The sequence below is a fragment of the Campylobacter sp. MIT 99-7217 genome (assembly GCF_006864365.1).
Taxonomy (GTDB): domain Bacteria; phylum Campylobacterota; class Campylobacteria; order Campylobacterales; family Campylobacteraceae; genus Campylobacter_D.
This window is the reverse complement of the sequence record NZ_QHLJ01000016.1, coordinates 1-13,111: the sequence shown is the minus strand read 5'-3', so window position 1 is coordinate 13,111 and position 13,111 is coordinate 1. Positions and strand designations below refer to the sequence as shown.

General features: G+C 34.6%; 9 protein-coding genes and 4 tRNA genes. 6 read left to right on the top strand and 7 right to left on the bottom strand.

The genetic code is table 11. From position 1 onward, the window contains the following. Nucleotides 1-227: 227 nt before the first annotated feature. Nucleotides 228-1,814 (bottom strand): single-stranded-DNA-specific exonuclease RecJ, encoded by a 1,587-nt coding sequence (recJ, locus tag DMB92_RS08970; protein WP_142682717.1) that lies wholly within the window; start codon nucleotides 1,812-1,814, stop codon nucleotides 228-230. Beyond that, complete coding sequence (locus DMB92_RS08965) at nucleotides 1,798-3,432, bottom strand: CTP synthase (protein WP_142682716.1); 1,635 nt, start codon at nucleotides 3,430-3,432, stop codon at nucleotides 1,798-1,800. Before DMB92_RS08965 ends, recJ begins: the two co-directional genes overlap by 17 nt. 138 nt (nucleotides 3,433-3,570) lie before the next feature. On the opposite strand from DMB92_RS08965, the gene thyX reads away from it, so the two are divergent. Then, nucleotides 3,571-4,185 carry an FAD-dependent thymidylate synthase gene (gene thyX, locus DMB92_RS08960; protein WP_142682715.1) on the top strand — a complete coding sequence of 205 codons (615 nt, stop codon included), beginning with the start codon at nucleotides 3,571-3,573 and terminating at the stop codon, nucleotides 4,183-4,185. 1 nt (nucleotide 4,186) lies between these two features. On the opposite strand, the gene DMB92_RS08955 is transcribed toward thyX, so the two are convergent. Beyond that, nucleotides 4,187-4,717, bottom strand: coding sequence for a phosphatase PAP2 family protein (locus tag DMB92_RS08955; RefSeq protein ID WP_142682713.1), 531 nt, complete (start codon nucleotides 4,715-4,717; stop codon nucleotides 4,187-4,189). Between the two features lie 190 nt (nucleotides 4,718-4,907). On the opposite strand from DMB92_RS08955, the gene DMB92_RS08950 reads away from it, so the two are divergent. Then, a tRNA-Met gene (locus DMB92_RS08950) sits at nucleotides 4,908-4,984 on the top strand. A 96-nt stretch (nucleotides 4,985-5,080) separates the two neighbouring features. On the opposite strand, the gene DMB92_RS08945 is transcribed toward DMB92_RS08950, so the two are convergent. Then, nucleotides 5,081-6,979 carry an NAD(P)/FAD-dependent oxidoreductase gene (locus tag DMB92_RS08945; protein ID WP_142682712.1) on the bottom strand — a complete coding sequence of 633 codons (1,899 nt, stop codon included), beginning with the start codon at nucleotides 6,977-6,979 and terminating at the stop codon, nucleotides 5,081-5,083. A 198-nt stretch (nucleotides 6,980-7,177) separates the two neighbouring features. On the opposite strand from DMB92_RS08945, the gene DMB92_RS08940 reads away from it, so the two are divergent. From DMB92_RS08940 to corA, 4 genes are all read left to right on the top strand, one after another. After that, a tRNA-Ser gene (locus DMB92_RS08940) sits at nucleotides 7,178-7,266 on the top strand. 90 nt (nucleotides 7,267-7,356) lie between these two features. Next, nucleotides 7,357-7,432, top strand: a tRNA-Ala gene (locus tag DMB92_RS08935). Nucleotides 7,433-7,463: 31 nt separating this feature from the next. Continuing rightward, nucleotides 7,464-7,539: transfer RNA gene (locus DMB92_RS08930), tRNA-Val, on the top strand. A gap of 106 nt (nucleotides 7,540-7,645) precedes the next feature. After that, complete coding sequence (gene corA / locus DMB92_RS08925) at nucleotides 7,646-8,608, top strand: magnesium/cobalt transporter CorA (protein WP_142682711.1); 963 nt, start codon at nucleotides 7,646-7,648, stop codon at nucleotides 8,606-8,608. 12 nt (nucleotides 8,609-8,620) lie between these two features. Here corA and DMB92_RS08920 read toward each other — a convergent pair whose 3' ends face one another. From DMB92_RS08920 to DMB92_RS08910, 3 genes are all read right to left on the bottom strand, one after another. Then, on the bottom strand, nucleotides 8,621-10,402 hold the full coding sequence (locus DMB92_RS08920) for an aminopeptidase P family protein (RefSeq protein WP_142682709.1): 1,782 nt from the start codon (nucleotides 10,400-10,402) through the stop codon (nucleotides 8,621-8,623). A gap of 2 nt (nucleotides 10,403-10,404) precedes the next feature. Continuing rightward, a complete protein-coding gene (locus tag DMB92_RS08915; protein WP_409513407.1) occupies nucleotides 10,405-11,889 on the bottom strand; it encodes a peptide MFS transporter in 1,485 nt (494 codons plus the stop codon). A gap of 85 nt (nucleotides 11,890-11,974) precedes the next feature. After that, nucleotides 11,975-13,111 (bottom strand): peptide MFS transporter (locus DMB92_RS08910; protein WP_142682706.1); only part of this gene is annotated, 1,137 nt, incomplete at its 5' end.

Genomic DNA, 13,111 nt, shown 5'->3' with positions numbered 1-13,111 from the left:
ATAACTCACTTTTAAGGAAAACCAACTGAAGACTTGAAAAAGTTGAAAGGAGGTTAAGATGAACGAAATTATCGCTTTTATGATAATTCTAGTAGTCCTCATCATAGTCCTTAAAACTAGATGAGAACTAATACTTAAAAATTTGTTACTAAAATTATAAGTAAGCCCTGCTTAGTTTATCCTTAAAAGTGCAAAAATTTAGTCTTCATTGGTCGCAGGGCGGAAGACTAAATTGAGCAAAGCTCTTTGATGATGAGTTGAGGCGTGATGAGACCTCTAAAGGAGTTTTTAGAAACGCTAGCTATACACGAAACTTCGCTGCCGACATCAAGCTGTTTGTCGCAGTTAAAATACAAAGCTTCAAGGTGTAGATTTTGATGCGTTAGGATTAGCTTAAAATGTTTTTCGTCCTTGCCTATGGTTTTGATATTTTTGATTATTATTTTATTAAGCTTAAAAAAAGGTCTTGGATTTTTATGCCCATAAGGCTCAAAATTTTCCAAAAGTTCGAGTAGCTCAAAGTCCACATCTTTAGGATCTAATTCGCCTAAAATTTCTTCTGTATTTAAAAAATCCTCTTCCTTAAATTCCTTACAAATCGTATCAATATTTTTTTTAAAAAGCTCCAAATTTTTTTGTTCTATCGTAAGTCCAGCAGCACCCTTGTGTCCCCCAAAAGCCATAAGAAGTTCTCTTTGACTCTCAATAAGGGCTAAAATATCTATTTTGCCAACACTTCTAGCACTTCCCTTTGCTTTGTCATCAAATTCGCTAAAGACAAAGGCGGGCTTGTTAAAATGTCTTGCCAAACGGCTTGCTACTATGCCCAAAACTCCTTCATGCCAGCCTTTTTTGCTCACTATAATGGCATGATCTTCTTCTTTGATTTGTTCTAAACATTCTTCAAAAAGATTTTTTTCTTCTTCTTTTCTGTTTTCATTGAAATTGATGATTTGCTTGAGATAAATTTGAGCTTCATTAAGATCTTTTGTATGTAAAAATTTATATGATAAGCTTGCATCATCCATTCTTCCGGCTGAATTTAACAAAGGAGCGATTAAAAAGCCGATATGATCAAACTCAAATTTATCCTTTTGAAAATGACTTTTTATCGCCTTAAAAGCAGGTCTTTTAGAAAGATTTAAATTTTTTAAGCCTTGCTTAACTAAGGCTCTGTTTAAATCTCTAAGTTCCATCATATCAGCAACTATGGCTATGGCTAAAAGATCGATAAATTTGCACATGTCATATTTAAGCTTACAAACGCTTTTTATCCCAGCCACCAAATACCAAGCCACCTCAGCACCGCAAATTTCAACCTTAGGAAAATTACAATCTGCTTGTTTGGGATTGATAATAGCAAAAGCCTCAGGCAAAACCTCCAAAGGCATATGGTGATCGGTTATAATCAAATCGATATTTTTTTCCTTGCAAAGCTTTGCCGCCTCAGTAGCAGCCATGCCATTATCCACGGTAATGATGAGTTTGATATCATTGTTTATAAGATCTTGAACTATTTCTGTATTAAGACCGTATCCATCTTTAAAGCGGTTTGGAATCTTTACCACATAATCAAAGCCTATATCATCAAAAAATTCACTTAAAATCACGCAAGAAATCACGCCATCAACATCATAATCCCCAACGATAGCAACTTTTTCATTTTGCTCAATAGCTTTTTTTATGCGATTGCTTGCCTTAAAAATATCTTTAAAACAACTTGGCAAGGGTAGATCACAAAGACTAAAACAATGATCCTTTTCAAACCTTTTTTGCAAAAGTTCAAATATATCTTTTTTACTTAAGGTGAGCATGTTTTAACGCTGCCTCTATAAATGATAAAATCACAGGATTAACATGAACTAAACGCGAAGTAAATTCAGGGTGAAACTGCACGCCAAGGAAAAATGGGTGCTCCTTAAGCTCAACAACTTCTATCAAACCCTTGCTTTCGCCACTTATAAGCAAGCCTTTTTCCTCAAAGGCTTTTTTGTATTTAACATTGGCTTCAAAGCGGTGTCTATGTCTTTCTTTGATACTTTTTTTGCCTGCATAAATTTGACTTAAAAGAGTATGATCTTTGATCTTGCATTCATAAGCACCAAGCCTCATAGTTCCACCAAGTGGGCTTGTTCTTGTGCGGATTTGCTTTGTGCCATTTGAATCCATAAATTCATCGATCAAGTAAATGATAGGATTTTCACATTTTTCATCAAATTCGCTTGAATTTGCGTCCTTAAGCTTTAAGACATTTCTTGCAAATTCGATCAAACAAAGTTGCATACCAAGACAAATTCCTAAAAAGGGGATTTTATGCTCTCTTGCGTATTGAATAGCTTTGATTTTCCCTTCGATCCCACGAACCCCAAAGCCCCCAGCAACCAAAATCCCGCTCACATCTTTAAGTTGTTCTTCTTCATTTAAGCTTTCAAGTTTTTCACTATCAATCCACTTTAAATTTACCCTTGTATCTAGGGCTGCTCCTGCATGAATAATCGCTTCTGTTAAGCTTTTATAGCTTTCTTTTAGATCAATGTATTTTCCAACAAAAGCGATTTTCACTTCATCACTTGGAGCGATAACTCTTTTCACTAAATTATCCCAAAGTTCCATATTTGGCTTGAGATTTTTAAGATCAAGTAAGTTCGCTATAGAATCTAAAATATCTTGTTTTAAGAAATTTAAAGGGATTTGATAAATGCTTGCCGCATCAACGCTTTCTATGACGCAATTTTTATCCACCCCACAAGAAATAGCGATTTTTTCTTTCAAATCCCTATCTAAAGACTTCTCACTACGGCAAATGATCATATCAGGGCTTATGCCTATACGGCGAAGTTCGCCAACGCTGTGCTGAGTGGGCTTAGTTTTAAGTTCTCCAGCTGCTTTGATAAAAGGCACTAAGGTTAGATGAATGTTGATCGCATTGTTCTTGCCCACTTCCAAACGCAAAGCACGGATAGCTTCTAAAAAAGGAAGTCCCTCTATATCGCCAACCGTTCCTCCTATTTCAACGATGAGTATATCTTTGTTTAGTCCAGCTTTGATAATGCGTTCTTTGATCTCATCAACAATATGAGGGATAACTTGTATAGTCTTTCCTAGATAATCTCCCCTTCTTTCTTTTTCTATCACACTTTGATAAACCTTGCCTGTGGTGAAGTTATTATCTTGGCTTAAATTTTCATCTAAAAATCTCTCATAATGACCCAAATCAAGATCAGTCTCAGCCCCATCATCTGTAACAAAAACTTCCCCATGCTCAAAAGGACTCATAGTCCCGGGATCTACATTGATATAAGGATCAGCCTTTAAAATACTGACCTTTAATCCTGAATTTTTTAAAATTGTAGCAATAGAAGCAGCGGCAATGCCCTTACCCAAAGAGCTTAAAACCCCACCTGTTATAAAAATATATTTGGTTTGCTTCATTCTTTAATCTTTCATTTTTTTGTTTAATTATAACTCATTAAACTTTTTATTTTTATTAGTTTGTAAATTTTTTCAAAGATTTTCAAGGCAAAATTTGATAGAATTTAGCCGATTTTCTAAATTTTTTAAGGATTTTTTATGCAAATTACTCTACTTTCTCATACAGCTTTAAATGTTTGTTCTCATGCCATTCGCACCTGCTGGCAAAGCTTTGAAAAAGGAGATAATGGAGGAGAAAAAGATAAAGAGCTTATCGATAGAGTAGGCAATAAATTCAAACACGCTTCCACCTTAGAGCATTTAAACTATACCTTTTATATACAAGGCATTTCAAGAGCCTTGCTTCAAGAGCTTGCACGCCACCGCCACGCAAGCCTTAGTGTAAAAAGCACACGATATACACTTAAAGAGCTTAGAAATGAGGCTGAGTTTAAAGAGTTTGATTTTAAAAGGGCTGAAAGATATCTTGTCTTAACTCAAAATGAAAAGGTTGATAATGCTAGCATTAAAGCCCTTGAAAATTTGCGTTTGATCTTGCAAGAAAGCATTAGCCTTGATATAGCTAAATACTGCTTGCCAGAAAGCTATAAAACCGAACTTACTTGGACCATAAATGCAAGATCTTTACAAAATTTCATCTTTTTAAGAAGTTCAAAAAGTGCCTTATGGGAAATTCAAGAACTCGCAAAAGCTCTTTTTAATGCTTTGCCAAAGGAACATCAATTTGTTTTTGAAGAATGCTTACAAACATAGCCTAAAAGCGTTTAGCATATCTTAAGAAAAAACCATCGCTTCTTGGCTCTAAGCTTAAATTTGGAGCTTTTTTTACAAAAATCAAAGTTGAAATTCCAGCCAAAGCAGCACCTGCTAAAACATCATGCGTATAATGTTTTCTTGCTTTAACACGAGAATACGCCACATAGCTTGCTAAAACATAAGGAACTGCAGCTTGTTTAAAACCATATCTTTTGTGTATAAAAGTAGCTCCTGAAAATGCACCCGCACTATGTCCGCTAGGAAAGGAAAGATCATCACTTTTATCAGGTCTTTTTTCTCGCACGACGCGTTTTAGAACCTCAACACTTCCTTGAGCAGCTAAAAGACTTATAGCATAAGGCACAAAGCCTTCTAAATCATCATTATAAAAAAGCAAGCCAACTCCATAAAGTGGCACAGCTATCTTAAGTACATCGCCTGTTTTTCTCGCTTCTTCTTTGTCGGTAAAGATATTTGCTTGTAAATTTAAGCTGAGTGATAAAATCAAAAATATACTGATGATTTTCATTTTTTTCCTTGAGACCTTATATATTTAAAAGAAGGTATTATATCTTATTTTTCTTTGTTTATTAAATTTAAATAAAAATATATTATTTAAAAAATTGGTTTTTTTATTTTGTATGTTTGAAAATATTGCAAACTTTTTAAAATCAGCAAATTTTTAGTAAATTTAAGATACAATGCGAGTTTAATTTTAAGTCAGGGTAGCTCAGCTGGTTAGAGCGCTGGTCTCATAAGCCGGAGGTCGGGAGTTCAAGTCTCCCCCTTGATACCACTTTTGATTTCTTCTATATATTTTTGACATTTTTTATAGTAGCGGTTTTTGCACGAGGAAAGGTTGGTTATCCTTAGCAAGGCTAAGGATAAGGACTTAAAGCTGGTTTACAGCTCTATAAGCTTCATCAATAGCTGCGTGCATATAAGGTATCCAAGCAGCATCTGAATTAGCTATGGTAATGTTTTTAAATGGTTTTCTTGCTAGATTGATGATTTTTTGGCTTTGTTTTTCATCGTCATACAAGGAATTATACACATAAGAGTAACAATGTGCCCAGCGATTAACCGTAATAGCCAAAATATCTTTTTTATGGTTAAACCCAGCACCACCTAACATAGCTTGAAGTTGGTTGCGTGTATTTTTTTCTATCTCTTCAAAGCTCATTGTAAAGAGTAAATTTCTACCCAATCTCGCCTTTGCTCTTGCATCAAGTCCTTGAGTGTCTATATTTTCTTTCTCTATAAAGGCTTGTGGAGAACCAAACATTTGTATGCAAATAGGCTTTTTAGGATCTCTTGGGTGCTTGTAAGAGCCAATATCCACAGGATAATCAAGCTTTACCCTAGCATAAGGCATTTTTGGAACATGAAAATCATGCACACCAAGTTTCATAAAGCTTTGCCAATTTCTTACAATCACCTTTGTATAAAGTAAAGAAGTTTTGATATTTAAGGCAAGAGCATCTTTTTGCTTTTGTGGTAGGGTAGGTATGATATAAGGTATCATAGCATTATAATTTGCCATAACAACCTTTTTTGCCTTGATTTTGTGCATTTTTCTATCAACCCCACTCATATACGATACAGTTGCACCGCCTTTGATATTTTCAGCGTTTAAAACAGTTGCTTTGAGTCTTAAACGAACATTATTTGTAGCCAAATCAAGCTTAGAATAATCAAATTTAGCCACAGTAACATCTTCTAAATTTTTTAGCTCATTGTTTGTAACTGCAGGGATAAGTCTTTTAACCATAAGTCTTGCCACACTTGCATTGCCATCAACAGGGTGATAAATATAAGGTTCTTCCATCTTTGCAAGTTCTGTGCCATCAATTGGATCAAGTCCCATATTTTCAAATCCCGGCATAAAGCAAAATCTTGCATCATGACAAGGTGCTGAGTCAATACCAAGAGCTAGAAAGTCGTGAGTCATACCCTCAAAGAAATTTATCCCCTCTTCGCTGAGTTTAACTTTATCTTTTAAAAAGTCTTTATAGCTTGTTTTGAGCAAGTATTGTTCTTTTTGCTTTTTGCTCATACCAGCAAGATAATCTTTAGAGCTATTGAAAAGATCGATTAAATCCTTTTTGGTTTGTTCTTGCATAGGGAATTCTGATATAAAATCCTCTACGCTCTTGGCATTATTTCTGTTTCTTGGTATATCATCGGCAATGATTTTTCTTGGATTACCATTGACAACTTTATTAACACCAAAGGTTTCTTTGTTGAAAAATACGCCTTTAGAAAGCTTTAAATCAGGATAAAAATTGACATCAAAATTTCTTCCAAGCCCATCTATATCTACACCTAAGCTTGTAAGTAAGCCATTTACTTCCTTAGAATATAGGTATTTTGGGGATTGAAAACTCTCGCTACCTCCATAGCTTAGTATCATGCCTTCTTTGGTTTGAAATTCATTTCTTCTTGCATGCCCACCAAAATCATCGTGATTATCAAGAAGTAAAATTTTCTTATCCTTACCAAATTTGTTTTGATAAAAACATGCCGCAGCCAAGCCACTAAGTCCTGCTCCAACGACAACTAAGTCATATTCTTCTTCAGGATCTATCTTTGAAAAATCAAAGCTTTCCCCATCTCTTAGCATATGAGCAAATTCGTAACTCTCATTTGTACTCCCACGAAGTCCTAAAAGCGCAGGAGGATAGTTATCAAGCATCTGCACCTTAGCTTCTTTACCAAAAAGTAATTCTAGTGGAGTTAAGCTTGCTGCAAGGCTCAAAGCCATACCATTTAAGAAGTCTCTTCTTTTCATTTTGTTCCCTTTTTAAATAAAATCTAAAAAAGACTATTCTAGTTTAAAAAAGCTTAAAAACAATATATATAAAGTCTAAATTTATCATTAATGTTTCTAAATTACACATATATTTTATTATATAAAAATATAAAAAAAGCATAAAAGGCAAAAATACCTTTTGTAAATTTAAAAAAGTATTGTATAATTTGGGCTTTTAGACAGGTGTCCGAGCGGTTGAAGGAGCACGCCTGGAACGCGTGTAAGGTGCTAAGCCTTCGAGGGTTCAAATCCCTTCCTGTCTGCCATAATCAATCATTTTAATCATAAAAAACGATAAATCGATATGATTTAAAAGAAAATTTAAGTAATTTTAGGCATAATTAAACCTTACTTTAGGGGCATTAGCTCAGCTGGGAGAGCACAACGCTGGCAGCGTTGGGGTCAGCGGTTCGAGCCCGCTATGCTCCACCAAATTAAATCTGGTAAGCTTGAAATAAAGTTTGGTTCCGTAGCTCAGTTGGTAGAGCACCACCTTGACATGGTGGTGGTCGTTGGTTCAAGTCCAATCGGAGCCACCATTCTAGCGTATTTTTATCAAATTTAAGTCATGGTTATAAAATGCTAAGTTAAATTTATAAAATCCTTGTTGCTCCCAAGTTTACCATGATAAAAGAAAGAAAAGTCATGCTTTATATCTATACAAAAACTCAAAATGCTCTAGTAAAAAAATTTACCTTTGATATAGTTAAAGATAGTTTGCCAGAAAATATCTTATGGATAGATATGTTTCACCCAAACGCTCAAGAAATGGCTTATATCACCCAAAAATATCACATCGAAATTCCAACCCAAGAAGAAAGAGAAGAGATAGAACTTAGTGCAAGATATTGGGAAGATAGTAAAAGTATCACGATTAATACACATTTTTTAATGAGAGCTGAAAATAATGAGCAAGACTTAGCCAATCAAACACTTACTTTCATGACAACTCAAAATATCCTTTTTACGATACGATTTAATGATTTTAAAATCTTTGAAGAAATGCAAACGAGGATACTTGCAAGCCCAAAAAATTTCGAAGATGGCTATGATATCATCGATAAAATGTTTGAAATTCGTGTCGAAAAGGATGCGGATATTCTTGAGTGGATAGACAAAGAAGCAAGAAAACTTAGGATAAAGCTCTTAAAAGAAGCAAGTTTTTCTTATGATGAAATGCTCAAGCAAATTTCATCTTTGCAAGAGTTAAATATGCGGGTAAGAAATTCTTTATTTGATAAAAGAAGAACCATGACTTCTTTAATCAAAAGCGATAAAATCGACAAAGATATCAAACAAAATTTAACCATAGTTTTAAAAGACTTAAATTCCCTAGTTGAGTTTAATGTATCTCAAATCAATGTCCTAGATAATATCCAAACCATACTCGCAAGCCAAATCAATATCGAGCAAAATAAAACAATCAAGCTTTTTACCGTTGCAACAGTTGCCATGATGCCAGCTACTGTGATAGGGACGATTTATGGTATGAATTTTGAGTTTATGCCAGAGCTTCATTTTCGTTATGGCTACCCCATAGCTATCTTAGCTATGGTGGTTTCTATCATCGCTCCTTTAGTGTATTTTAAGAAAAAAGGCTGGCTATAAAAGAGCTTGCCATTAAATTTTTGCCGTTCTTTTCTTAAGCCACTCAAGGGCCTTTTTATCATCTTGAAGTCTTGGAGCAAGTTTTTCTTCTACTTTCTTGTGATAAGCATTCAACCATGTTTTTTCTTTTTCATCAAGAAGGGTGAAATCTATAAAATCTGGTTCAAAAGGACAAAGAGTAAGAATTTTAAAGTATAAAAACTCTCCAAATTCTTTATTTTTAGGATTTTCTACCTGAGTATGAGCAACGAGATTTTCAAGCCTTATCCCCCATTTATGAGCCTTATAAATGCCCGGCTCTATGGAAGTGATCATGCCTTCTTTTGCTTTCGTCTTTTCAAGCACAGGTGCAAAATATGAAAGTACTTGAGGACCCTCATGGACATTTAAAAAATACCCCACTCCATGTCCTGTTCCATGTATATAATCAAGCTGTTCTTCCCATAAACTAGCCCTTGTGATACTATCAAGTAAAGGCATTGCGATATCTTTTGGAAAGATCGTTTTGCTCATTGCTATATTAGCCTTTAAAACGAGAGTATAATCATGAATTTGTTCCTTATTGATCTTTCCAATAGGAACAACACGAGTGATATCTGTAGTTCCATTTTTATATTGTGCTCCAGAATCAAGAAGCAAAAGTCCGTCTTTTTCAAGCCAAGAAAAACCCTCCTTACTTGCTTTATAGTGAGGTAGAGCCGCATTTTCATTAAAGGCTGCTATGGTGGCAAAGCTATTGCTAATATAAAGCGGACTTAAGGCTCTAAATGCAGTTATTTTTTCATCTATGTCAAGCTCGTTGATTTTTTCATTTTTAGCCACAGCCTCTTCAAGCCAAGCAAAGAATTTACACAAGGCTATACCATCTTCTATCATAGCTTCTTGTATAAAGGCTATTTCTTTAGAACTTTTTCTTGCTTTAAGATGAGTGCTTGGGTTGATTGCTTCGATGATTTGCACACTTTGATCAAGGCTTTGTATGAGTAAGGCAGTCATTTTTGCAGGCTCAACAAGAAGGCTTGTGTTTTGAAGTTTTTGTAGTTCTTGCATTAAAGTATCATAGTTTTTGACTAAAAAGCCCTCATGCTCAAGTTTTTTTTCAAGTTCTTTAGAAAGCTTGTTTTTATCCACAAAAAGCAAGGCTTCATTTTCAAGTATCAACAAGTGGCTTAAAAAAACGGGATTAAAATTCACATCAGCCCCTCTTAGATTAGTAATCCAAGCAATATCATCAAGACTAGAAATAAGATGATTTTGAGCCTTAAATTTGCTCATTTGTTCTCTTATAAGTTGAAGTTTTTCCTTTCTTGTGTGTGAGCAGTATTTTTCCTCATGTTCATAAATTTGAGCCTGTGGCAATTTTGGTCTATCTTTCCAAAACAATCCCACAAGATCTTTATGTATAGGGGTGGTAAATTTTTTTAGCTCCTTAAAAAGCTCCAAAGATAAAACAGAAAAATCAACACCTATTTGCTGTGTTTTATCGAAATTTTCCTTGAGCCAAGTTAAGAAGGTATTTTTTGAATCTTGTTTTTGCAAGCTAATGCCACTTCCTACAAGCTCTTTTTCAGCCTGTAACCAATATCTTCCATCAGCCCATAAATAGGCTTGTTTTTGAGTAAAAACAAGAGTGCCAACCGAACCTTTAAAACCACTCATAAAAACCCTACTTTTATAATAATCAGGCAGATATTCGCTTAAGTGAGGATCAGCACTTAAGATGATGAAAGCATCGATTTTGTGTTCTTGCATCAATGCTCGTAAATTTTGAGTTCTTTCTTGGTAGATATTCATTTTTATTCCTTTGAAGATATTTTTTGTATAATCTTTTTAAAGATAAATAATACAGCCGCAACTATAAGCAAGATCCAAACACATTCATAAAATAAGCCACTCAAATCAGCTAAATTTTCTTCATTAGCCTTTCCACCGATAAGTCCAGCCATGACATTACCAACAGAAATACTTACAAACCAAAGCCCCATGACTTGACTTTGAATGAGCTTTGGAGCAATCTTGCTCATGATAGAAAGTCCAACAGGCGACAAACAAAGCTCCCCAAGTGTTAAAAAGAAGAAACTCAACACTATCCACCAAGCCGAAGCTAATATCCCTTGTCCTGAGGCAATGAGTTCTTGAGCTTTTGAAATTCCGCCATTTACACTGATAAGTTGTTCTGTGGCAAAAGCCATAACGATAAAACCAAGAGCAGCAAAAATAAGTCCAAGAGCAAATTTACTCAAAGAAGAAAGCTCAAATCCTTTTCTCGCTAAAAATACCCAAATAGCTCCCACAATAGGGGCAAAAATGATAATAAATAAAGAATTTATAGACTGAAACCAAGTTGTTGGTACTTCATAGCCAAAAATATTTTTATTTGTTAGCTTATCTGCAAAAAAATTATAAGTTGTGTATTGTTGCTCAAAAACAGACCAAAAAACTGATGACGCACAAAAAAATACGATAAAGATGATAAGATTTTTCTTTTCTTGTGAGTTTAAAGAGCAGAAGAAAAAAAGATAGATAAAATAAGCTCCTGCACTCCATAAAACGATACTTACCATATTTTTTGCTAAAGATAGGGCATTTGGCTTAATTAAACCTGTGAGGATCAAAAAAACAAAGACAAAAAACGCAAGAACAAAAACAAAGACTATCCAAAAGGCTTTTTTATTCTCTTTAGAAGGCTTATTCCAAGCCTCGCTTATGCCAACTTTCTCGTCAAATTCTTTAAAATCAGGCATGGTTTTAAAAACAAAGATAAGAAGAGCCAAAAGCATACCCAATCCACCAATACCAAAGCCAAGATGCCAGCCATATTGAACTTGTAAGAAGCCTGTAACTAAAGGAGCTATAAAGCCTCCTAAATTTATACCCATATAAAAGATAGTAAATCCTGAATCCCTCCTAGGATCATCTTTTTTATACAAAGTTCCAACCATAACAGAAGCACAAGTTTTAAAAAGTCCTGTGCCTATGACTATGAGGGCAAGTCCTATAAAAAACATAGGGGTATAATAATACGACAAGGCTATGCTCAAATGCCCTAAGGCTATGATGATAGAACCTATAAGTACTGATTTGTTTTGTCCTAGAAAATTATCAGCTACCCAAGCACCCGGTAAAGTAGCAAGGTATAAAGAACCTCCAAATATACCTGCAATAGCAGCTGCTTCTTCCTTACTAAAGCCAAGTCCACCATTTAATAAAGTAGCGGACATAAAAAGCACGAGTAAGGGACGAATCCCATAAAAAGAAAATCGTTCCCAAAGTTCAGTCATAGAAAGACTGAACAAGGGTTTAGGGTGTCCTAAAAAGCTTCTATCAAGCTCTGTATTTTGCAAAATAGACTCCTTGGCAATTTGTTTAAATTTTTTGTATCATCTTTGCTATAAAAGGCTTTAAGATAAACAAAAGCACAGCAACTCCAAATAAAACAAACATGCAAGTTTGGAAAAGATCAGGTAAGGAAGCGATATTTTTATGATCAACGCCTCCACCGATCAAACCAGCAACGATATTACCTAGAGCTGAGGCTACAAACCAAAGCCCCATGACTTGATTTTTGATAATTTTAGGAGCTATTTTACTCATGATAGAAAGTCCAACAGGCGACAAACAAAGCTCTCCAAGTGTTAAAAATAAAATGCTTATAGTGATATAAAGCATAGAAACACTAGCGCCGTTGTTTGCTAAAACGCTTTTTGAAGCAAGTATCATAATGCCAAAACCAAGACCAGCTCCTAAAACTCCAAGTCCAAATTTAGTAATAGAAGAAATTTCAAAGCCCATTTTAGAAAGTTTTATCCAAATAGCAGCGATAATAGGAGCTAAAATGATGATAAATAAAGGATTTAAAGACTGAAACCAAGGAGTAGGAACTTCAAAACCAAATATCATTCTATCGGTAAAATCTTGAGCAAAGAGATTGAAAGTTGTAGGTTTTTGCTCAAAAGCACCCCAAAAAGATGCTGCAGCTAAGAATAAAATGATAAATACGATTAAAGATTTCTTATCTTCTTTGCTAATATTTGTAAAAAATAAAAGATATAAGAAGTAAATTCCTGCAAAGCTTAAGATGATAAAAATCATTTTTTTGCTTAAAGATACGGGGTTAAGCTCGATAAAGCCCGAAAAAACCATGAAAATAAAGCCAAATAAGATAATTAGCCCTAGAGCAAGGATAGATTTAGCGTATTTGCTGTGTTCAAGAGGCTTGAGCCAGTCGTATTCTAAGCCTACTTTTTGATGAAATTCATTAAAATCAGGTATGGTTTTAAAATAAAATATTACTAAGGCTATAAGCATGCCTATACCACCCATTCCAAAACCAAAATGCCACCCATAGCTTTGATACACAGCTCCACAAATCAAAGGAGCAATAAAAGCTCCTAAATTTATACCCATATAAAAGATAGTAAATCCTGAATCCCTCCTAGGATCATCTTTTTTATACAAAGTTCCAACCATAACAGAAGCACAAGTTTTAAAAAGTCCTGTGCC

Excerpts from the sequence above, each read along its gene's own strand:
- corA (WP_142682711.1), top strand. The coding sequence starts at position 7,646 with ATGCTTTATATCTATACAAAAACTCAAAATGCTCTAGTAAAAAAATTT.
- DMB92_RS08965 (WP_142682716.1), bottom strand. The coding sequence starts at position 3,432 with ATGAAGCAAACCAAATATATTTTTATAACAGGTGGGGTTTTAAGCTCT.
- DMB92_RS08915 (WP_409513407.1), bottom strand. The coding sequence starts at position 11,889 with ATGACTGAACTTTGGGAACGATTTTCTTTTTATGGGATTCGTCCCTTA.
- DMB92_RS08920 (WP_142682709.1), bottom strand. The coding sequence starts at position 10,402 with ATGAATATCTACCAAGAAAGAACTCAAAATTTACGAGCATTGATGCAA.
- DMB92_RS08945 (WP_142682712.1), bottom strand. The coding sequence starts at position 6,979 with ATGAAAAGAAGAGACTTCTTAAATGGTATGGCTTTGAGCCTTGCAGCA.
- recJ (WP_142682717.1), bottom strand. The coding sequence starts at position 1,814 with ATGCTCACCTTAAGTAAAAAAGATATATTTGAACTTTTGCAAAAAAGG.
- thyX (WP_142682715.1), top strand. The coding sequence starts at position 3,571 with ATGCAAATTACTCTACTTTCTCATACAGCTTTAAATGTTTGTTCTCAT.
- DMB92_RS08955 (WP_142682713.1), bottom strand. The coding sequence starts at position 4,717 with ATGAAAATCATCAGTATATTTTTGATTTTATCACTCAGCTTAAATTTA.